Genomic DNA, 20,334 nt, shown 5'->3' with positions numbered 1-20,334 from the left:
CGGGCGGATAAGGCACTTAGACGGCGTTTACTCTGATAATACCTACCAGTCGGGTAAACGCCGCCGCCATTTCATGTTCTTCAATGCTGGCAAATCCCAGCAGCAAGCCGCTACGTTTGTCTTCATCCACATAGTAGCGTGACAGCGGGCGCACCAGTAGCCCTTGCGCATTTGCCTGTTGGGCAATCAAAACATCATCGCTCCCGGCGGGTAATTGTAAAATCATGTGCAGCCCGGCGTTGCTGCTGAAAGAGCCTAGATAATGCTCACCAAGCTGGCGGTTGATAAGCTCAACCAGCATTTGACGCCGACGGCTGTACAGCTGGCGCATTTTTCGAATGTGCGCGGCGTAGTAACCCTCGCGGATAAACTCCGCCAGCGCGGCCTGAATCAGCAAATGCCCGCCACGATAGAGGTCGTTATGGACCTTCTTTAGCGGCGTGGCTAACTGTTTGGGTAACACCACATACCCGAGCCGTAGCGCGGGATAGAGTGTCTTACTGAATGTTCCGATGTAGATCACTGGCGTCTCTTCCTCCAGTCCCTGCAATGATGGAATAGGCTGGCCGGAAAAACGAAACTCGCTGTCGTAGTCATCTTCTATTATCCAGCTTTGTGTTTCACGGGCGCGAAAGAGCAGTTGTCGACGGCGACTGAGACTCATAACCGATCCGAGCGGATATTGATGTGACGGTGTCACAAAAATAAGCTTTGGCGCGGGTTCGCCTGATTCCGGTGGGACCATACCTTGCTCATCCACTGGAATCGCCGAAAAATTAACCGCATTGATGCGCAGAATATTCTTGATTCCCCAGTAGCCAGGCTCCTCAATCCAGGCGTTATCACCCGGGTTGCATAAAGTACGAGTCACCAGATCCAGCGCCTGGTGAATACCTTCAGTAATCAGAATCTGCTCCGGTGAACACCGCACGCCGCGGGCGGTGCGCAGATAGTCTGCCAGGGCTTCTTTCAGCTCATTCACACCGCCGGCGGCATCGTAAGTAAGAAGCTCCGGGCGCAACCGTCTCGCCAGCCGATCCTGAATTTTTTTGAGCACCCGGTGAGGGAAATGCGCTACATCAGGTACGCCTGGAATGAAAGCACCCCACTGACGGGGACTGGCGCTGGCATGACCTAACAGCTCAAGGCAGCGGTCAGATAACCGGGGGCTCTCTTCCGGAGCAGCACCAGGCGCTTTGTTGGGATGCAGGTCCAGATTGTCCAGCACGCTGTCGGTGACAAATGTTCCGCTGCTGGTGCGCGCGGAGATATACCCTTCGGCTTGCAATTGCTCGTAAACCCGCAGGACGGTATTGCGCGATAGCGTCAATTCGCCTGCCAGGTCGCGCGACGGCGGCATTCGGGTAGCCGGTTTCAGGCTACCTTCGAGGATGCAACTGCAGATGGCGGCATACAGGCGACGATGCAGTTTTTCATCCGTCTGTTGGCTAAATGCCTGCTTGATCACATCTCCGGCAAGTGAACGCATTTGGATCCTTAAAATAAAACGATTTGGCTCTCGATTAAAGTACCAGACGGCGTCTAAATTTAAAGCGTAATTCAACCCAAATATGTTTATGACAAGGTGTGAGAATGAACAATAAAAACCTGCAACAACGTCGTCTGGATGCCACCCCGCGTGGGGTGGGCGTGATGTGTGATTTTTATGCCCAGTCGGCAGAAAACAGCACCATTACGGATATCGAGGGCAATCAGTACATTGATTTTGCTGCCGGGATTGCCGTGCTGAACACCGGACACCGTCATCCTCGTCTGGTGCAAGCTGTTGAAGCACAGCTTCAGGCTTTTACTCATACGGCTTATCAAATCGTCCCATACGAAAGCTATGTGTCCTTGGCTGAGAAAATCAACGCCGTCGCACCTATCGACGGCAAGCGTAAAACCACCTTCTTCACCACCGGAGCTGAAGCGGTGGAAAACGCAGTAAAAATTGCCCGCGCGTATACCGGCCGTCCAGGTGTTATCGCGTTTGGTGGGGGTTTTCATGGGCGTACTTACATGACGATGGCGTTAACAGGCAAAGTGGCGCCGTATAAAAAAGGTTTCGGCCCATTCCCGGGCTCTGTATACCATGCGCCGTATCCTTCTGCGTTGCAGGGGATTTCCACAGCGGATTCCATCAAAGCGATTGAGCGCCTGTTCAAAGCTGATATCGATCCAACCCAGGTGGCGGCGATTATTTTTGAACCTGTCCAGGGCGAAGGGGGCTTCGTAGTGGCACCGGCGGAGTTTGTGGCTGCCATCCGCCGTATTTGCGACGAGCATGGCATCGTGATGATCGCTGATGAGGTGCAAAGCGGATTTGCCCGTACCGGCGAGCTGTTTGCAATGGATCATTACGCCGATAAAGCGGACCTGATGACCATGGCGAAGAGCCTGGCTGGCGGGATGCCACTGTCAGGGGTAGTGGGTAAAGCAGACATTATGGATGCGCCTGCGCCGGGTGGTTTAGGCGGTACTTACGCCGGGAACCCGCTGTCGATTGCAGCGGCCCATGCGGTGCTGGATATCATTCGTGATGAAAAGCTGTGCCAGCGTGCGGCGGCTCTCGGAGAACAACTGCGTGCCACTCTGACAGATGCGCAAGCAGAGTGTCCTGAACTGGCTGAAGTGCGTGGCTTAGGCTCGATGATTGCCGCTGAATTCTGTGATGCTGCGACGGGGGAACCCAGTGCGGCCGTGGCACAACGCGTGCAGAAGAAAGCCCTTGAGCAAGGATTGCTGCTGCTAACCTGTGGGCAGTATGGCAACGTTATTCGTTTCCTTTATCCACTAACGATCCCGCATGATCAGTTCGCCAGAGCGCTTGATATCATCAAAGTGGCCACCAAATAGTAGCGCCGCACACTATTAATGAAAGCCGACAGTAGCTCTTGCCGTCGGTTTTCCTTCGTTCGCATAAATTGATCCACTTCGTGTGCATTGCAGTAATTTTCGGGAATGGGTTGCCAGTTTATTCGTTATGTAATTTAATACATAGCGATTTTTACTCCTCTCTTCAGATGGTATCCCATGTTAAGTCTCCGTTCTTTTGCGCTGGTATGTGCCAGCATGTTGTTCGCGTTTGCTGCCCAGGCCGACCGGACGATCACCGACCAGCTTGGTCGTCAGGTGACCATTCCTGATCGCGTCGATAAAGTGGTCGTGCTGCAACACCAGACGCTGAATATTCTGGTCCAGCTCAATGCGCAGCAGGACATTGTTGGCGTGATGTCGAGCTGGAAAAAGCAGCTTGGACCTGAGTTTGCGCGCTAAAACAGGGTATTCGCCTGATTGCGGACGTCGTAGGGCGTAAACCGCAGGCCGAAACCTTAATTGATTACGTTTTTGCGGCGCGGACAAAATTCAACGCACCAGTCTCAAACATCCCGGATGCGCAAAAAGTCCGTATTTATATGGCTAACCCCGACCTGATGACATACGGCTCCGGGAAGTATACGGGACTGATGATGCAGCATGCGGGAGGATTGAACGTGGCGGCTGCCAGTGTGAAAGGCGCACGTCAGGTTGCGCTGGAGCAAGTATTAGCCTGGAATCCGCAGGTGATTTTTGTCCAGGATCGCTACCCGTAGGTGGTGGCTGAGATCCAAAACGATCCCAATTGGCAGGGGATTGATGCGGTGAAAAATCATCGCGTCTGGCTGATGCCTGAATACGCCAAAGCCTGGGGCTATCCGATGCCGGAAGCGCTGGCGATAGGTGAGCTGTGGATGGCCAAAAAACTGTATCCGGATGCCTATAAAGACGTGGATGTCGATGCGCAGGCGCAAGACTACTATCAGCGCTTTTATCGCGTGAATTGGCATTCAGATGCCGCTAAGTAAGCGCATTCCACCCCAGCAACCGCTCTTAATCGCGGTGGTCCTGTTGCTGGGCACCAGTTCGCTGTGTCTTGGGCAGTATCCGCTGTCGTTACGTGAGGTATTTTATCATCTGACGCACTTTAGCGGCGCTGAAGGGATTGCCGGTCAGGTTATCTGGACGGTCAGGCTGCCGCGTATTGTGATGGCGTTGCTGGCAGGTGGCGCGCTGGGTTTATGCGGCGCGACGCTGCAAGGGGTATTTCATAATCCGCTGGTCGACCCGCATATTATCGGTGTGACATCGGGGGCTGCTTTTGGCGGAACGTTGGCTATTCTGCTCGGCCTGTCGCCGTGGTTGATGATGGGCTCAACGTTTTTCTTCGGTCTGACGGCGCTGATCCTGGTGTATGCCATTGCTGCGTTGCAGGGGCTGGAGGATACGCTGGTGCTGATCCTGTCGGGTATTATCTTGAGCGGCTTTTTTGCCGCGCTGGTGAGCCTGATTCAGTATCAGGCTGATACTGAAGAGACATTACCCAATATCGTGTTCTGGCTGGGGCGTAATGGTCTGGGGAAGAGTACGCTGCTCGATACGCTAACCGGCACGCGGCCTGCTTTGGGCGACAGCATTGAGAAGGAGGGGGGAAAAGGGATTGTGGCACAGCATTGCTACCATGGAAGAGGGCATAGTATTCGATCTCAAACGCAAAAGGTTTTGCTTAGAAGATGAATGATACGCGCTGAACACGGCGTTTAGTAGGTTTTAGTGCATCGTTTATTAACAGCATTATGCGGACAATTAATTGAACTGAAGGATAAAAACAGAAGGTTTATTGAGGAATAACTATGGGAAGCAGCACCAAATCATTGAGATAATTTGGTGCGTCCGAGTGGACTCGAACCACCGACCCCCACCATGTCAAGGTGGTGCTCTAACCAACTGAGCTACGGACGCAAGATGGTGCGTTCAATTGGACTCGAACCAACGACCCCCACCATGTCAAGGTGGTGCTCTAACCAACTGAGCTATGAACGCAACGTTGTAGGTGACAACGGGGACGAATATTAGCGGCACAGACCGAATGAGGCAAGAGGGAAATAGCATTTTTCTTCCTGATCTCACGCGATTGCAGAGTAATTAAGCAAGTTGACTATATTTTGTTGATTTTGCAGCGTGTTTTTTATTCAGGCAGCAAGCAGGGGCATAATGTGAACGGTTTGAATGACATGAGCACTCAGTCTTTTAGCGCTGCAAGGATCGTGGCTTCTATTTTCTCTGGGGTCGTGAAGGGGGCAAAACGTTTAAGCGGCTTGCCGTCACGCCCGATCAGGAACTTAGTGAAGTTCCACTTGATCCGCCCACCCAGCATGCCGGGTAATTCGTCTTTAAGGAAACGAAACACCGGATGTGTAGCAGCGCCGTTGACGTCCACTTTCTCAAACATTGGGAAGCTCACACCGTAGTTGATGTGACAGGTTTGAGCGATTTCATCGGCTCCACCAGGTTCCTGCTTACCAAACTGGTTGCAGGGGAAACCCAGCACCACCAGACCCTGCGCGGCGTACTTCTTGTAGAGTGCTTCGAGGCCTGCATATTGTGGCGTGAAGCCACAATGGCTGGCGGTATTCACCACCAGCACCAGTTTGCCAGCGTAATCGGCCATCGAGATGGGTTGGCCATTGAGACTGGTGGCAGTGAGTTGATGAAAGGTGGTCATACCGGAATCCTCAAATATGGTTGCATTACTCATATTGCCTGCGGGTTACAGGCTTCGCTTCGTGACTTGTTATTATGGTAGCAACTGCCAGATTAATAAAATGACTAAGTTGAGAGGAAGGGAAAGGATTTTTCAACGGGTTAAGGGCGATTAATCTTCACTCTGAATTTTGCTGATAAAACGTGGATAAGATTCTGAAAACTCCCGGCGAAGGTAACTCGTCGGGAGCTGTCTTTACTTATTGAGCCAACTGTAACAGGTCGAGTTCAAAACACCGGCAAACCCAGCCCTAGCTTCACTTCTCTTAATGTCTGCTGTGTGACTTCATGCGCCTGTTCGCTGCCTTTTTTGAGCATCGCCATCAGTATGCCTTTATCCTGGATGTAAGTTGCGCGCCGCTCGCGCATCGGGGCAATAAGCTCTTGCAAGCACATCTCCAGCTCGTTTTTGCATGCACGGTCGCCCAGCCCGCCGCGCTGATAATGCGCTTTCATCTCCGCGACTTTTGCTTTATCCGCATGAAAAGCATCGAGGTAAGTGAATACCATATTGCCGTCAATCTGCCCTGGATCGGACACTTTTAGATGATTGGGATCGGTGTACATCGCGCTGACCGCATGATGAATGGCCTCTTCGCTGGCGGACAAGAGTAATGTATTGCCAAGCGATTTTGACATTTTGGCATTACCGTCGATCCCCGGAAGACGGCTGGTTTCACTCAGCAGCGCTTTACAATGCGACAAGACGGGGGCAGGTAACAGACTATTCATTTTATGCACGATTTCATTGGTCTGTTCAATCATTGGCAACTGATCGTCGCCAACGGGAACCACTTCGGCTTTGAAGGCTGTAATATCTGCCGCCTGGCTGATGGGATAAACCAGAAAACCAACCGGTAACGAGCGGGCAAACCCTTTCTGCGCAATTTCGTTTTTGACCGTAGGATTACGCTCCACGCGAGCCACGGTGACGATGTTCATATATAGCGCGGTCAGCTCCGCAAGGGCAGGCAGGGCCGATTGCAAACAAATAGTGGTCAGTGAAGGATCTATTCCTGCAGCAAGATAATCGGCCAGCACTTCGGGAATATTGTCGCGGATCTTTTGCGGTGTGCTGCCGTTATCGGTCAGCCCTTGGAGGTCAGCAACTAATACAAACTGCTGATAATCGTGTTGCAGCATGGCGCGCTGACGCAGCGAGCCAACATAATGACCGAGGTGCAACGGGCCGGTAGGTCGATCGCCAGTGAGGATAATGGTTTTGTTGTTCATATAAGACTCCTTAGTCATAAAACCGAAAGGGGTCTTCAAATGCAAATAACCGCCTTTCGGCGGTTATCTAAAATGGGGAAAACACATTCTGACCGCCTTTAAGAAGGCAGCCACCACAGGTTGTGATTAAAAGCGGTGATATCGTGTTTTGTGTTCATTGAAATAACATATCACCGCCTGGCATCGAGGTAAAGCCATGTTCAGCTCGCTTCCAGCATGCCAAAGCTCACGATGCGCGAACGTCCCAGCTCTTTAGCGCGATACAAGGCCACGTCTGCAGCACGCAGCAGGTTGTCGCTCTGGGCGTGCTGAGGATAGCTGGCTACGCCAATAGAGACATCGACGTGACCAATTTCAGAGACGCCAAAGCGCAGCGACAGTTCCCGTACACCGTTATAAATATCCGTCGCAAAGCGGTTGGCGGCCTGCTCATCCGTATTGGCCAGCAGCACCAGAAATTCCTCACCGCCATAGCGGAAAGCCATGCCGCTGTCGTGGACCACGCGCTGAATAGTCGCGGCGATACTTTTTATCACGCTATCTCCTGCCTCATGACCAAAGCGATCGTTAATATTTTTAAAATGGTCGATATCGATCATCAGGCAACTGATCGGCTCCTGGTTGCGTACGGCCTGGCTCATCTGAGTGCGTAAGGAATCTTCCAGATGATGACGGTTGCGCAGACCGGTTAGCGGATCGTAGAGCGCTTTCTCCAGCAGCGCATCGCGCAGGCGCTGGTTGGCTAAGGCCAAACCGAGTGCTTCCGCCATCAGCTCCAGATACGCACGCGAAGGAGCTGACTCATTGCTGAGATTCTGGAATGAAAGCAGGCCAATGGCTTCACCCTGGGCAATCAGTGGCACGCACAGAGTATGTTGCTGGCATGATTCCGGCAGATGGTAGCAGGCGATATCGGGTTCGCCTTGCACCGGCGGATGGCTCTGACCGCGGCGCACTGCCCAGCACTCATCCGGATGGAAAGCATCTGCTTTGCCCTGCGGTGAGAGCCATTGTGCAACGGAGCGCATCTGCCAGGGCTCCCGGTCAAGAATGTAAAGTCGTCCAGCAATACCTGGGGCAATATTCGGTGCAAACAGCTCAGCCACATTGATGACATCAGCAAAACTCTCGCAGCCCTGTAAGCGTTGTGTCATACGCGCCAACAGTTCGCGAATTGCCCAGTCAGCGTCTCGTTCTTGCTCCAGCTGTTGCCGTACCAGGCCGTTTTCGCGAAAAATGCGGATCGCCTGCGCCATATCGCCGATTTCATCAATCTGGTTAAAGCTTGGCGTCTCAACGGCGTAATCCTGCGATGCCAAACGGTTGACCACATCGCTCAAACGCACGACGGGACGCAGTACACGGCGTTTTAAAATAAAGCCGAGGACGAACAAAAATAGCAGAGCCGTAAGCCCAACCATCACTTCAGAGGCCGTACGCAGCTTACGCGATGTTTGGGTTGCATCTTCAATGGCATTACGCACGCGGTTGTCGAGCAACTGGCGGAAATGGTCTATGCGATCCTGAGCTCGCTCCAGTTCCTGTTCATAGGCTTTCCCGTACAGCAGGGCGATGGCCTGCGACTCTTCTCCACGCGCGACGCTGGCAAGCGCCGTGGCCTGCTCATCCTGCAGGGCATCCACAATCTGCAGCCCTTCATGCAATAGCGCCAGCTCTTCATCCGTTGCCCCAAGGTCTTTTAGCTTCGACAATCGCTGTTCAACCGCTTTTAGCGACGCTTCTTTCTGGCGGTAGGTGTTAAGTGCTTCTGAATCTTTTGCAATAACATATTCGCGTGCCAGATCTGATAGAGACCAGGCGTCAAGCTCCACTTCTTCGGTCAGTTGATCGAATTGATAACGCTGCTCCACCACCTGGCGTTCGGTATTATCGGCGCTGGAGGCCATCAGCATGACAATGCCGGAGGCGATGGTCAGACATACCGTCGCGCTATAGGCCCAGTTGGTAATTGTGGCTATTCGCACTGATGAGTTCCTTTTGCGACGATTAATGAATAAGCATGATTGAAATTATAGGAAACGTATGATTTTGCGTGAAAACAAAAGGCGGCCCTGAGACCGCCTTTTGTTATCGTCCAGCCATCACAGATCTGGAGGATTTTTTCCTTCTTCCATAAAAGCTTCGTCGATTCCTTCCACGTTACCTTCATGGTCACGTCCGGAAAACAGATTCCAGCAGGTAATGAACAGCGCGGCAATTAGCGGGCCAATTACAAAGCCGTTGATACCGTAGATCTCCATCCCGCCGAGGGTGCTTATCAGGATCAGGTAATCAGGCATTTTGGTGTCTTTACCGACCAGCAGCGGGCGCAGGATATTGTCCACCAGCCCGACGATAATCACGAAGAAGCCGACGATAAACAGCCCTTGCCATAGCTGATGCGTGGCGAAAAGGAATATTGCCGCAGGTACCCAGACGATCGCTGAGCCGACAGCGGGCACGAGGGAGAGAAACGCCATTAGCGCGCCCCACAGTACGCTGCCGTCGATATCAACAACAGCAAACGCGATGCCGCCAAGAATCCCCTGAACCAACGCGACTACCGCCGTGCCCTTAACCGTAGCCCGTGTCACGCCAACGAACTTAGCGAACAGGTGCTGTTTGGCAAAATCAGAAAGCGGTAATGAGTCCAGAATCTGGCGTACCAGATAAGGTCCGTCCTTTAGTAAGAAAAACAGCAGATACAGCATGATGCCAAAGCTAATAGCAAAGCCGAATGTCCCTTTACCAATCAGGAACGCGCTACCTGCCAGGTACTGGCCACCCTGCAGCGCAACGTCCGACAGTTTTTTCTGGAGCTGTGCAACGTTATCCAGATTATGTTCGGCGAGGAATCCTCTGGCCCAGTCAGGAAGATGCGAAATAATGGAGGTGACCACTTCCGGGAACTGTGTGTCGTTTTGTTGTAATTTGGTATACACCACGTTCAACTCAATCGCCAATGAGGAGAGGATCACCATCAGTGGGATAAAGACAATCAGACAGATAATGCCGATGGTGAGCAGTGATGCCAGCCCGTTGCGTTCGCCAAGGGCACTGCGCAGCCTGTTTTTCACCGGGTTGAATATTGTGGTCAGGATGGCAGCCCACAAAATAGCAGAAAAGTAGGGGGACAATACATCGAAAAACGCCCAGGTAACGAGGGCAAGGATGAAAATGAAGAAACCTTTAGTCAGTCCGTTAAATCGCATTAGTGAACCCTGTAATGAGAAGCAGTCCCGACTATAGAACTGTTCAGGGAAATTACCAACTTTCACTGCAAATATTCGTTATTTATGATTAATGTATCCGAACATTAAAAATTAAAGCTCACGAAAGTATGTCGTTTAAATATGCTTTACTTAATGGAACAGTCACACGAATCCTTCCCGAAAAGGGGCGCAAACAAAAGAGGGGATCGTTATGCATACTCAACCTGTTATCGGGATTAGTGGATGTTTGACCGGCTCAGCCGTGCGATTCGATGGTGGGCATAAGCGGATGGGGTTTGTGATGGACGATCTGGCTAAGTGGGTGACTTATAAACCTGTCTGTCCGGAGATGTCCATCGGTTTGCCTGTACCACGTCCCGCGTTGCGTCTGGTTCAGACTTCCCAAGGGGATATTCGCATGTGTTTTAGCCATGCGCCGGGTGAAGATGTAACAGATAAAATGTCCGAATTCACCGCCTCATATCTACAGGGACTTGGTAGTCTGGCGGGTTTTATCGTTTGTGCTAAATCACCGAGCTGCGGGATGGAAAGAGTAAGGCTGTATGACGAAAAGGGAAATCGTGGGCGAAAAGAGGGGACGGGTTTATTTACTGGTGCATTAATGGAAACCTACCCGTGGTTGCCGGTCGAAGAAGATGGCCGCTTGCACGATCCGGTGCTGAGGGAAAATTTTGTCGCGCGAGTGTTCGCGTTACATGAGCTAAATAAGTTGCGAGCCAATGGCCTTACTCGCCACGGATTAATACACTTTCATAGTCGCTATAAGCTCCAGCTGCTGGCTCATAACCAGGCGGGTTATCGGGAAATTGGCCCCTTTGTTGCCTCGCTTCACCAGTGGGATGATTTGGATGCTTTTTTCGTGGCCTATCGTGAAAAGCTTATGGCTATTCTTAAAAAGCCCGCATCGCGGAAGAATCACACCAACGTGCTGATGCATATTCAGGGTTACTTCCGTGAGCAATTGAGCGCTCGCCAGCGCGGAGAGTTACGTGACGTCATCCTCAACTACAGCAGTGGACTTTTGCCAATCCTGGCTCCACTCACGCTACTCAAGCACTACCTGGCTGAATACCCGGACAGCTACCTGCTTGGCCAGAACTATTTTGATCCTTATCCGAATGAATTAGCGCTTCGTTTAATGGTTAATTAGCTTACTGTTGGCGAATACGGGAAGTTATCACATTTTATTTAAACTTCCGTGAGGATGTGGTGATCACAATGCTGCCATGATGCGCTCATGTCATTCATGGAGAGCGCATCATGCGACCATCAACTTCAGAAACGGTACACCCGCTTTGGCTGCGCTGTTGCCATTGGGTAAATGTCGTTGCTATCGCGGGCATGTTGTTTAGCGGTTGGCGCATCTACAACGCCGCACCGCTATTTTCATTTGAGTTTCCTGCACAAATAACCCTCGGTGGCTGGCTGGGGGGCGCACTCCAGTGGCACTTTGCCATGATGTGGGTACTGGCCTTAAATGGCGCAATTTATCTCTCGCTAGGCATAGCCAGTGGCCGTTTTCGGCAAAAGTTTTTTCCGTTGTCATATCGACAGTTGAAGGACGATCTCTTGCAGGCGCTGCGAGGGAAACTCCAGCACGCCGATCTGCGCCACTACAATATGGTGCAAAAAATAGCCTATCTGTTCATTCTTCTCGATGGCATCGTGCTGGTTTTATCCGGTCTGGTACTGTGGAAATCCGTACAGTTCCCGTTTTTACGGACCTTATTCGGTGGATATGATTCTGCGCGGTATGTCCATTTCTTCGCCATGAGCGCACTTGCGCTGTTTATTGTCATTCATCTGCTAATGGTCCTGCTGGTTCCGCGCACGTTGCTGGCAATGTTACGGGGGCGCTAAGGAAATACATCATGAAAAAATCCCGATTTCTCTCCGACACTGACACGCATTACCTGGTCAAAGAAGCGGAAAAATTACTCAGCCCGGACCGCCGTCGTTTACTGCGCCAGGGACTGACGCTCGGCGGCATCATGATGCTTACCGGTTGCGATATCAGCGATAACACGGATGTGGAAAATGTGCTCTCACGTATGTCACGTTTTAACGATCGGGTGCAGGGGTTTTTATTCAGCGACCGTGCGCTTGCGCCTGAATATACATCCGCAGAGATCACGCGTCCTTTTCCATTTAATGCTTTTTACGGGCCAGAAGATATTCCGCAGGTGGATGGCCGGGACTATCGCCTTGAAATTCGCGGGCTGGTGCGTGACAACCGCAACTGGACGCTGACGGAGCTGCACAACATGCAGCAGACAAGTCAGATTACCCGTCACATTTGCGTTGAGGGATGGAGTGCAATTGGAAAATGGGGTGGTGTGCCGTTTCGCCACTTTTTGACGCTCGTTGGTGCCGATTTGCGCGCGAAGTACGTCAGCTTTCGCTGTGCAGATGACTACTACACCAGCATAGACATGGCCACGGCGTTACACCCTCAGACGCTGATGGCATTGACGTGGGATAACCAGATCCTCCCGGCAGAATATGGCTACCCCATAAAGCTACGTATCCCTACCAAGCTGGGGTACAAGAATCCCAAACATATCCAGGTCATTGAAATCACGAATCGTTTCCCGGGCGGTTATTGGGAAGATCAGGGTTACAACTGGTTTGGTGGCAGTTAATACTACAACACAACGAGGAACTACCATGAAAAAGATGATCATCGCCGCAACCGTATTTTCCGCTCTGTTTATGGCAAACGTACAGGCCGCCGATTCGATGGGCAAAGACGGTATGGCTAAAGACACAATGTCAAAGACACATGACAACATGTGTAAAGACAATATGTGCAAAGACACTATGAGCAAAAAACCAATGACCAAAGACAGTATGGGAAAAATGGACAATATGAAAAAAGATAATATGAATAAAAACCATGAAATGAAAAATTAATTCTTTTTCAATTTCACAGATGTACCCTGTTTTAAAACAGGGTACATTAATTTTTAACGGCGACTGCAGGATGTCAGTCAGTGACTAAAGCTTAATTAACATCCTTTTTCCCAAGGCCAGACCATTCAGAGCTGGGGAGGCGTTTGTGATTTAACCATGTCTGATTTCCTTATCAATACAAGGTTGAGGTTTACCAAACAGATATCCTTGTGCGAAATCGCAGCCGAGAGCCTGCAGTCTTTCCAGTTGTTCCTGCGTTTCAACACCTTCTGCGACAGCCTTCATATTAAGGGACTTCGCCATGCCAGTGATCAGTTTGATGATATTAAGGGCATCTTCCTGTGTAGATATCGAATGCACAAAGGACTTGTCTATTTTGATTTTATCGAAGGCAAGCCTGCTCAGTCGCGAAAGAGAAGAGTATCCGGTACCAAAATCGTCGATGGAGATTTTTACGCCAAGGGCTCTGAGTTTATTCAGGGTATTCATCGGCGTTGTACTCTCAGTAAAGATAGAGGATTCTGTCACCTCCAGTTCAAGACGATCAGGTGGTAGTCCTGTTTCTTTCAGAATGGACAGCACGATACCGGCAAAGGTTTTGCTGCTTAGCTGAACGGGAGAGACATTGACTGAAATTTTAACCGGAATTGCCCAACAAGCTGCCTCCCGGCAAGCAATTTCGAGCACGGCTTTCCCCATCTCATTAATCATTCCTGTTTTTTCAGCAACGGGAATGAAGCTATCCGGTGACAGGAGGCCCTTAAGAGGATGGAGCCATCTAATAAGTGCTTCGTAACTGTAAATTTTCTGGCTGAAAGAGTCGACAATAGGCTGATAATAAACCACGAATTCTTTGTTCACAATTGCCAGGGCCATATCATGCTCAAGTGTTCTGCTTTCTTGCAGCTTTTCTAACATTCGTTGCCGGAAGACCTTTATCTTGCCAGAACCGTCGTTTTTGGCTTCATAAAGCGCCAGATCGGCAAATTTATAAAGATAGTCGGGGCGACGTTCAGTATCTGAGATAACAATACCAACGCAGGTAGTTATATTGATAATTGTGTTGTAAATAGTATAGGGTTGGCTGATATATTCACATATTTTCTGAGCTCGTGAAACTGCGCGACTTTCTGTCAAACCGCTTGAGAGAAACGCAAACTCATCTCCACCTAATCGATACAGTGTATCCGAAGTCAGGCTTATCGAAGTCAGACGGTTTGATATCTGACGTAGTAAAATGTCACCGGCATCATGACCATAGGTATCATTTACCTCCTTGAAGCGATCTAAATCAAACAACATCACAATCACAGAGTCGTTATTTTTTTCTGCCATCTCGATTGTTTTATTTAAATCACCCCAGAATAGCTGGCGATTATTCATCTCGGTAAGAGAGTCATGGTAGACGTCATATTCCAGTTTAGCATTCTGGATTTGTAGCTTTTCTTTAGATATCTGCAGTTCTTCGGCAAGACTCTTAACCTGAAGGTGTGCACGTAGGATATTTCTGTTTTGATAGAAAATGAGCACGCCCAGAATCGCACTCAGTATTATCAGTAGCACAGAGGTTGCTGAATATATGTAGTACAGTGTTTGAATTTTCTGGTTGGCGTTATTGATCGAGTTAACATCCTTGTTTAACGCGCCGGACGAAAGACGACCAAGTGGCGCATCCAGAGTATGCATTTTTTTTAGATAGTCCTGGAGTGCTGAACGGTTCATTTTTTCCAGATTAACATCCAGAAAATTCAGGGTGTTTTCAAGTTTTACCGCCAGTTGACGGTGCGCTATATTGCTTTCAATGTAGCGCCCCAAATCACCCTCTTTGATCAAATCACTCTGGCTGAGCATAATGTCGAGACGCATGCGTACATTATCGAGATTCATCGTATCATCGATAGTGTAAAGAGCTAACAATGATTCAAATCGATAATATTGAGATACCAGCTGTGCAGCAGACCAGGAATCGGTGTAGTGAGTTAGCTTCTGTAACTCTTGTTGTCTTTCATGCACGAGGAATGAGATATATCCAGTAGATATAAAAAGAAAAAAGATGATACCAGCCAGTATTCTGTTCATGATGTTCCTCTGAACGCCTACTCGATATCCATACTACTGACCTGCCATGCAGACCTGGAGTAATAAATCTGGTTATTCAGTTCCGGCATGCTGTCATAGGGGTACACAATGAATAACGGGCCTTTATCACGGATGCGCATATATTTTCCGTTGATTTTTAAAGCAAGGATAGCATCGTATTTTTTGAAATCACTGAGAGGGATAACGGTCGTGTAGTCATTGAGCGCAGTCACCTTTACAACCGATCCTTTTGCCCCGACATAATCCATGAGCTTTTGTAATGGAATGCCCGTAAAGGTCGTGCGACCATTATACCAGGGGGAGGTGGTCTGGAAACTTACCATTCCCAGTTTCTCAAGGCTGGCGGTATCAAAAACGGCTTTCCCGTCTTCATTTGTATTTTCAATATTTCCGGACAGTGTTAAAAGGACTTTACCTGCAGGTTTGGGCAGTTCGCTGGCATAGACCTGGGTGACGAGCATAAAGCTTAACAACATGGCGATTAATCGCATTCTGACCTCACCGGCTACCGGATGTGTAAAAGAATTATAATTTAGATATTATGTTAATTATATATGCGGCCTGGTTAATATTTGTTGAATAAACGTGAATATATTTTTATTGATAAAAATCAGATAGTTAGGGTTTGCTTGCTTTTAAAGTTGCTCAAGCAAGGTTGATGAAGTTATTAGAAGGGCGTTAATCTTTATTGATTTGTACAAAAAGCAACCTGCATGTTTAACTGGGATAATTAAACACGCAGAGATGCAAAGGTTTATCTTTTGTGTAGTCACAAGGTAATACTGTTTTTCTTGCGGATGGCTATGTCGGCACAACGCCCCCTCAGCATGTGGCGGAGCACTTTGTGCCAGTAATGAATGACATGTCACTGACCTGCGCTAAGGCATACCTTATATGACCATCTTACTCATTTAACGGTGTCGACTGACGGGCATACAGGTAAGCGGTAGCTCTGGATACCCCCAGATGCTGTGCCACGGTATCCATTGATTTTCGTACGTTCAGCAACCCCTCTTTGCGTAACTGTTGAATCAGCAGCTTACGGTCTTCAGGTTTAAGGGCGCGGGCCGTCGTTGCGCGTTTAGCGGCAAAGTCATCGATACGCTGGCGGATGACTTCATTACTGCCAGGGTCGATATGTTCCTTAATAGGCGAGTTTTCGGTTTCAGTAAATTGTGCAAGGGCACTCTGCATGCCACGAAACAGCGTCATATCCACGTTCAGACAGAGTGCTGCTACGTATTTACCTTCTTCGTCTTTGATGCCAATGGATGTACTTTTCACCGGGCGGCCATCGGCAAACTGGTTGCTGTAATTCGCAATGATGCTGGGAAATTCGGGCGATGCGATTCGCGCCAGACCCAGTTCTGTTGCCGGCTGGCCGGGTTTGCGTCCTGACAAATTGTTATGGATGGACAAAATGGCATGTTCAGGATTCTTGAGGTCATGAACCACCACTTCGCAAAATGGAGAGAAGGTCTCGCCGAGCCCCCTGGCGATAGTGTCAATTTGGCTGAGAAGCGAGTTGTTGTCAGTTTTGGGCATGCCAGTCTCCTGTGGTGATGCCTGTAGCCACGATTGCGAGCAGTTTACAGTGAGCAAGGTTCGCTTATCCAGACAGGAATATACAGACAGTAATAAGGTATCCGCATAGCAGATACCTTTTTGATCAACTTACGAGGAATTCACTGTAGCGGCTGATATCCACGTTCCCGCCGCTAATGATAATACCGATTTTCTTACCGAGAAGTTCTGCCTTGCGGGTTCGCGCAGCAGCAAAACCCAGGCATCCGGTCGGCTCCACGACGATTTTCATGCGCTCAGCGATAAATTTCATCGAGGCGACCAGTTCATCATCTGAGACGGTCAGAATATCGTTAACGTTTTGCTGAATGATCGGAAACGTTATCTTCCCGAGATGTTGGGTCTGCGCACCGTCAGCGATGGTTTTGGGCGTATCAATATGAACAATTTTTCCGCTGCGAAACGACCGTTGCCCATCGTTTCCCGCTTCGGGTTCGACGCCATAGATGAGGCAGTCAGGGGAGAGATGTCGGGCTGCCAGTGCGGATCCTGAAAGCAGGCCGCCGCCACCCAGACACACGAACAGAACGTCCAATTGACCCACTTCTTCAATCAGCTCTTTTGCGGCAGTGCCCTGGCCCGCAATCACGTGCGGATGATCGTAAGGCGGGATTAGCGTCAAACCGTGTTTCTCTGCCAGCTCCCGGCCTATTTTCTCACGATCTTCGGTATAGCGATCGTAAATCACCACATTTCCACCATAGCCTTTTGTTGCCGCAACTTTAGCTGCCGGGGCATCGTGCGGCATGATAATCGTCGCCGGGATCCCCAACAACTTTGCCGACAGGGCAATGGCCTGCGCATGGTTGCCGGAAGAAAAGGTGACGACGCCTGCAGCGCGTTGTTCTGGTGTAAACTGGCGCAGCGCATTCATAGCTCCGCGAAATTTAAACGCGCCCATTCTCTGGAAGTTTTCGCATTTGAAGAAAACGTCAGCCGCAAATTCGTCATTAACCGTTCGGGAGGTCATCACCGGTGTTTTGTTGGCATACTCGGCGATGCGCTCTGCCGCAGCGGCAACATCGTTATAATCAGGCAGTGTCATTTCAGTCATTCTTGTTCACCTGTATGTCGTTAAACGTCACGCTTGTGGGGCCAAGGCAATAGCTTCGATTTCCAGCGCGAAACCATAATGAAGCTCTGCAACACCGGCTACTGCTCGAGATGGGCGGAAATCACCGATCCACTCGCCATAGATTTTGTTAAACGTTGGCCACTGGTTGATATCTGTCACATAGACGCGTACTGACACCAAATGCTGTCGGGAAATTCCAGCGCCAGCCAGGCAGGCATCAATATTCTGTAGCACCAGTCGCGTCTGCTCTTCAAAAGAAGCATTCGTTTTCTTTTCGCCATCAATAGTGACCGGCAACTGGCCGGAAATGAAGACGAACCCGCCAGCCGTTGTACTGTGCGAGTAATGACCAGCAGGTGGAAAGCCCCCTGCAGATGCGTTCAATGTAATCTCCACAGACATAAAGAATCTCCTGATGTTGATGATAATTCATTTTGTATAAAATAATACATTTTGTATTATTTTATACGCTTTCATGCAACGTCAGGCTAGTGATAATTTTCACAGGTGCTGATTTTGTGAACTATTGCAAATGTGGTTAACGTAAAAGCTATGCTGAGTGGGAACAGGGAGGTTTCGGTTTTAACGAGGGGAAAGCAGTATCAGTGGTGAAACGCCCCGGGGAGGGGCGTCTGAAGCAAAAAATTAGCCAATATGACCGTGGTTAATTTTACTTAACGGCTCATTAATATCGAAGATTTTGAACGTCACGTCTTCCACTCCCAGATGCTTCAGACGGGCAGTGTGCTTTTTGATATAGGCTAGCGCGCTGACTTCATCCTGAAACAGGTAGATGCCACCGGCTTCGTGGTTTGCTTCGTTCTCGGTCCAGATTTTCCAGATGAACCCCGGCTCCTGGTTGATGGATTCGGCCAGTTCAACAAGCTGATTCGACATCTCAGCGCCAAACGGACCATGAAAATCAAAGTGTATCTGCACGAGTTTGTTCGCCATAAATCCTCCTTGGATTGGTTAATTCGGGGAGAGCTGCTAGCGCAACAGCACTTTCCCAGTTAGATAAGTGATTGCCTGTCCGCCGATATAAACACGCGTTCCTGCCAACTGGCAGCGTAAATCTCCGCCGCGCGCAGAGACCTGGCGCGCCAGCATCTGTGATTTATTGAGTTTTGCTGCCCAGTAAGGAATCAGCATGCTATGTGCCGAGCCCGTGACAGGGTCTTCCGCTACGGCTTCACCCGGACAGAAGAAACGGCTGACGAAGTCGTATTGCCCGTCACCCGGCGCGGTGATACAAACCATTTTCCGCAACGGAAGCATGGCGTGGATGTCCGGGCGTACAGCCTCAACCTGCTGTTGATTATCCAAAACAATCATATAATCGCGCGCGACACGCACTTCTTTGTATTCGGTGATGCCTAATGTTTCCAGCAGTAAGGCGGGCGGTTCGGTGGGCTCGCTTTGCCAGGCAGGAAAATCAAGCGTCAGCCATTCACCGCTGCGCGTGACCGTCAGTGGCCCCACGAATCGAGTGGCAAAATGGAGGGTCGTACCTGGGTAGTCCAGATGTTCAAAGATGACATGTGCGGCGGCAAGCGTGGCATGTCCACACAGATTGATTTCTCCCTGAGTGGTAAACCAGCGCAGCTCAAAGCCATTCTCGTTGACGACAAAAAAAGCGGTTTCTGACTGGTTATGCTGCTGCGACATTTTCAATAATGTTTCATCGGGCAACCAGTCTGGGAGCGGACATACTGCTGCGGCATTACCGCCAAACGTGGTGGTGGTAAAGGCATCTACCATATAGAAATCGATTTGTTGCACGGTGTAACCCTCTCATCGTACTCGGGATAACCCACACTCTATCATGCCTGTACGACTCAAATTCGCCAGTCTGGTGAAAATTGGATATGATCTGCTCCCACATTTCATTCTGGCCGCACATGTCTACGATCCTCGATACTTTTATTGCCCCGCCTTGTCATGACGAGATAGAGATCCTCTATCAGGACGAACATCTGGTGCTTATCAATAAACCTGCCGGGCTGCTAAGTTTGTCGGGGAAAAATCCGCAAAATCTCGATTCGGTACATCATCGGCTGGTACAGATTTATCCCGGTTGCACGCTGGTACATCGGCTCGATTTTAGCACTTCAGGGTTGATGGTGGTTGCCCGTAACAAAGCGATCAACGCCGCGCTTTGCCAGCAGTTCAGTCGACGTACGGTAAGCAAAATGTACAGCGCGCTGTTATGTGGGCATCTGAAAAATGATGAAGGGGTTATAGACGCAGCGATAGCCAAAGACCCGGCGTTGTTTCCACGGATGTCGATTTGCGCCTTCAACGGCAAACCCGCGCGCTCGCGCTATCAGGTTGTTGAGCGTTTTCATTATCGCCAGGAAAATGGGGCGTCACTCTGCCTGACCCGGGTACAACTGACGCCTGAAACCGGGCGTACCCATCAACTGCGGATCCACTGTCAGTTGTTAGGACATCCGATTTTAGGCTGTGATTTGTATGGAGGTTGTCTGCTGCCAGGCACTGAAAGGGCGCCGCGACTGATGCTGCATGCCAGTGAATTGCATTTCAGGCATCCCATCAGTCAGGAATGGATGAATGTCCAAAATGCCAGTCCGTTCTGAGGATGAAAAAAGCCGC

18 protein-coding genes, 2 tRNA genes and 2 pseudogenes are annotated in these 20,334 nt (G+C 50.0%); 8 read left to right on the top strand and 14 right to left on the bottom strand.

All coding sequences use genetic code 11. The features are described 5' to 3' along the window. Positions 1 to 16 precede the first annotated feature (16 nt). Complete coding sequence (gene pdxR / locus OGX99_RS21015) at positions 17 to 1,489, bottom strand: MocR-like pyridoxine biosynthesis transcription factor PdxR (RefSeq protein ID WP_187252515.1); 1,473 nt, start codon at positions 1,487 to 1,489, stop codon at positions 17 to 19. Between the two features lie 104 nt (positions 1,490 to 1,593). Between pdxR and puuE the strand changes: the two genes are divergently transcribed. The 3 genes and pseudogenes from puuE to OGX99_RS21000 form a co-directional block, all read left to right on the top strand. Beyond that, positions 1,594 to 2,856, top strand: a complete 1,263-nt coding sequence (gene puuE, locus OGX99_RS21010; RefSeq protein WP_252838342.1) for a 4-aminobutyrate transaminase — start codon at positions 1,594 to 1,596, stop codon at positions 2,854 to 2,856. Between the two features lie 177 nt (positions 2,857 to 3,033). Then, positions 3,034 to 3,845, top strand: a pseudogene (locus OGX99_RS21005) (ABC transporter substrate-binding protein). Beyond that, positions 3,832 to 4,380, top strand: a pseudogene (locus tag OGX99_RS21000) (FecCD family ABC transporter permease); the annotation flags it as partial. The pseudogenes OGX99_RS21005 and OGX99_RS21000, both read left to right, overlap by 14 nt. A 322-nt stretch (positions 4,381 to 4,702) precedes the next feature. On the opposite strand, the gene OGX99_RS20995 reads toward OGX99_RS21000, so the two are convergent. From OGX99_RS20995 to OGX99_RS20970, 6 genes are all read right to left on the bottom strand, one after another. Beyond that, a tRNA-Val gene (locus OGX99_RS20995) sits at positions 4,703 to 4,779 on the bottom strand. Between the two features lie 4 nt (positions 4,780 to 4,783). Further along, positions 4,784 to 4,860 (bottom strand) — tRNA-Val (locus OGX99_RS20990). A gap of 199 nt (positions 4,861 to 5,059) precedes the next feature. Next, positions 5,060 to 5,542, bottom strand: coding sequence for a glutathione peroxidase (locus OGX99_RS20985; RefSeq protein ID WP_151219065.1), 483 nt, complete (start codon positions 5,540 to 5,542; stop codon positions 5,060 to 5,062). A gap of 266 nt (positions 5,543 to 5,808) precedes the next feature. Next, entirely contained in the window at positions 5,809 to 6,813 is a 1,005-nt protein-coding gene (gene trpS, locus OGX99_RS20980; protein WP_151219066.1) for a tryptophan--tRNA ligase, read from the bottom strand. 200 nt (positions 6,814 to 7,013) lie between these two features. Continuing rightward, entirely contained in the window at positions 7,014 to 8,798 is a 1,785-nt protein-coding gene (locus OGX99_RS20975) for a diguanylate cyclase (protein ID WP_286540745.1), read from the bottom strand. Positions 8,799 to 8,915: 117 nt separating this feature from the next. After that, a complete protein-coding gene (locus tag OGX99_RS20970) occupies positions 8,916 to 10,025 on the bottom strand; it encodes an AI-2E family transporter (RefSeq protein ID WP_187259516.1) in 1,110 nt (369 codons plus the stop codon). Positions 10,026 to 10,236: 211 nt separating this feature from the next. Between OGX99_RS20970 and OGX99_RS20965 the strand changes: the two genes are divergently transcribed. The 4 genes from OGX99_RS20965 to OGX99_RS20950 all read left to right on the top strand — a co-directional run bounded on the left by OGX99_RS20965 (position 10,237) and on the right by OGX99_RS20950 (position 12,959). Next, positions 10,237 to 11,196, top strand: coding sequence for a YbgA family protein (locus OGX99_RS20965; protein ID WP_151225403.1), 960 nt, complete (start codon positions 10,237 to 10,239; stop codon positions 11,194 to 11,196). Between the two features lie 110 nt (positions 11,197 to 11,306). After that, positions 11,307 to 11,906 (top strand): cytochrome b/b6 domain-containing protein, encoded by a 600-nt coding sequence (locus OGX99_RS20960; RefSeq protein WP_151219069.1) that lies wholly within the window; start codon positions 11,307 to 11,309, stop codon positions 11,904 to 11,906. 11 nt (positions 11,907 to 11,917) lie between these two features. After that, the gene (locus tag OGX99_RS20955) at positions 11,918 to 12,688 is read left to right on the top strand and encodes a molybdopterin-dependent oxidoreductase (protein WP_151225404.1); all 771 of its coding nucleotides are present in this window, start codon (positions 11,918 to 11,920) and stop codon (positions 12,686 to 12,688) included. A 25-nt stretch (positions 12,689 to 12,713) separates the two neighbouring features. Beyond that, positions 12,714 to 12,959, top strand: coding sequence for a pentapeptide MXKDX repeat protein (locus OGX99_RS20950; protein WP_151219071.1), 246 nt, complete (start codon positions 12,714 to 12,716; stop codon positions 12,957 to 12,959). 150 nt (positions 12,960 to 13,109) lie between these two features. Here OGX99_RS20950 and OGX99_RS20945 read toward each other — a convergent pair whose 3' ends face one another. From OGX99_RS20945 to OGX99_RS20915, 7 genes are all read right to left on the bottom strand, one after another. Further along, positions 13,110 to 15,038 carry a putative bifunctional diguanylate cyclase/phosphodiesterase gene (locus OGX99_RS20945; protein ID WP_151219072.1) on the bottom strand — a complete coding sequence of 643 codons (1,929 nt, stop codon included), beginning with the start codon at positions 15,036 to 15,038 and terminating at the stop codon, positions 13,110 to 13,112. A 17-nt stretch (positions 15,039 to 15,055) separates the two neighbouring features. Beyond that, a complete protein-coding gene (locus OGX99_RS20940) occupies positions 15,056 to 15,550 on the bottom strand; it encodes a putative pterin-binding protein (protein ID WP_151219073.1) in 495 nt (164 codons plus the stop codon). Positions 15,551 to 15,962: 412 nt separating this feature from the next. Further along, on the bottom strand, positions 15,963 to 16,604 hold the full coding sequence (locus tag OGX99_RS20935) for a helix-turn-helix transcriptional regulator (protein ID WP_151219074.1): 642 nt from the start codon (positions 16,602 to 16,604) through the stop codon (positions 15,963 to 15,965). A gap of 124 nt (positions 16,605 to 16,728) precedes the next feature. Beyond that, positions 16,729 to 17,697: a threo-3-hydroxy-L-aspartate ammonia-lyase gene (locus OGX99_RS20930; RefSeq protein WP_286544971.1), complete on the bottom strand. Its 969-nt coding sequence runs from the start codon at positions 17,695 to 17,697 to the stop codon at positions 16,729 to 16,731. A gap of 27 nt (positions 17,698 to 17,724) precedes the next feature. Further along, the gene (locus OGX99_RS20925; RefSeq protein ID WP_151219076.1) at positions 17,725 to 18,120 is read right to left on the bottom strand and encodes a RidA family protein; all 396 of its coding nucleotides are present in this window, start codon (positions 18,118 to 18,120) and stop codon (positions 17,725 to 17,727) included. Positions 18,121 to 18,363: 243 nt separating this feature from the next. Beyond that, positions 18,364 to 18,672 (bottom strand): monooxygenase, encoded by a 309-nt coding sequence (locus OGX99_RS20920; protein ID WP_151219077.1) that lies wholly within the window; start codon positions 18,670 to 18,672, stop codon positions 18,364 to 18,366. Between the two features lie 36 nt (positions 18,673 to 18,708). Beyond that, positions 18,709 to 19,500 (bottom strand): PhzF family phenazine biosynthesis protein, encoded by a 792-nt coding sequence (locus tag OGX99_RS20915; protein ID WP_187252505.1) that lies wholly within the window; start codon positions 19,498 to 19,500, stop codon positions 18,709 to 18,711. A 119-nt stretch (positions 19,501 to 19,619) separates the two neighbouring features. Here OGX99_RS20915 and OGX99_RS20910 point away from each other — a divergent pair, with 119 nt between their 5' ends. After that, positions 19,620 to 20,318 (top strand): RluA family pseudouridine synthase, encoded by a 699-nt coding sequence (locus OGX99_RS20910; protein ID WP_210905032.1) that lies wholly within the window; start codon positions 19,620 to 19,622, stop codon positions 20,316 to 20,318. Positions 20,319 to 20,334 lie beyond the last annotated feature (16 nt).

Origin of the sequence: Citrobacter sp. Cu096 (assembly GCF_030332285.1) — a bacterium.
Taxonomy (GTDB): Bacteria; Pseudomonadota; Gammaproteobacteria; order Enterobacterales; family Enterobacteriaceae; genus Citrobacter; species Citrobacter meridianamericanus.
Note: the sequence above shows the minus strand (reverse complement) of the source record. Positions and strands in the feature narration are given on the sequence as shown.

What these genes read in the sequence shown, in the direction of transcription:
- OGX99_RS20955 (WP_151225404.1), top strand. Translation starts at nt 11,918, where the DNA reads ATGAAAAAATCCCGATTTCTCTCCGACACTGACACGCATTACCTGGTC.
- OGX99_RS20945 (WP_151219072.1), bottom strand. Translation starts at nt 15,038, where the DNA reads ATGAACAGAATACTGGCTGGTATCATCTTTTTTCTTTTTATATCTACT.
- OGX99_RS20985 (WP_151219065.1), bottom strand. Translation starts at nt 5,542, where the DNA reads ATGACCACCTTTCATCAACTCACTGCCACCAGTCTCAATGGCCAACCC.
- pdxR (WP_187252515.1), bottom strand. Translation starts at nt 1,489, where the DNA reads ATGCGTTCACTTGCCGGAGATGTGATCAAGCAGGCATTTAGCCAACAG.
- OGX99_RS20970 (WP_187259516.1), bottom strand. Translation starts at nt 10,025, where the DNA reads ATGCGATTTAACGGACTGACTAAAGGTTTCTTCATTTTCATCCTTGCC.
- OGX99_RS20930 (WP_286544971.1), bottom strand. Translation starts at nt 17,697, where the DNA reads ATGACTGAAATGACACTGCCTGATTATAACGATGTTGCCGCTGCGGCA.
- OGX99_RS20940 (WP_151219073.1), bottom strand. Translation starts at nt 15,550, where the DNA reads ATGCGATTAATCGCCATGTTGTTAAGCTTTATGCTCGTCACCCAGGTC.
- puuE (WP_252838342.1), top strand. Translation starts at nt 1,594, where the DNA reads ATGAACAATAAAAACCTGCAACAACGTCGTCTGGATGCCACCCCGCGT.
- OGX99_RS20935 (WP_151219074.1), bottom strand. Translation starts at nt 16,604, where the DNA reads ATGCCCAAAACTGACAACAACTCGCTTCTCAGCCAAATTGACACTATC.
- trpS (WP_151219066.1), bottom strand. Translation starts at nt 6,813, where the DNA reads ATGAACAACAAAACCATTATCCTCACTGGCGATCGACCTACCGGCCCG.
- OGX99_RS20920 (WP_151219077.1), bottom strand. Translation starts at nt 18,672, where the DNA reads ATGGCGAACAAACTCGTGCAGATACACTTTGATTTTCATGGTCCGTTT.
- OGX99_RS20925 (WP_151219076.1), bottom strand. Translation starts at nt 18,120, where the DNA reads ATGTCTGTGGAGATTACATTGAACGCATCTGCAGGGGGCTTTCCACCT.
- OGX99_RS20950 (WP_151219071.1), top strand. Translation starts at nt 12,714, where the DNA reads ATGAAAAAGATGATCATCGCCGCAACCGTATTTTCCGCTCTGTTTATG.
- OGX99_RS20965 (WP_151225403.1), top strand. Translation starts at nt 10,237, where the DNA reads ATGCATACTCAACCTGTTATCGGGATTAGTGGATGTTTGACCGGCTCA.
- OGX99_RS20910 (WP_210905032.1), top strand. Translation starts at nt 19,620, where the DNA reads ATGTCTACGATCCTCGATACTTTTATTGCCCCGCCTTGTCATGACGAG.
- OGX99_RS20960 (WP_151219069.1), top strand. Translation starts at nt 11,307, where the DNA reads ATGCGACCATCAACTTCAGAAACGGTACACCCGCTTTGGCTGCGCTGT.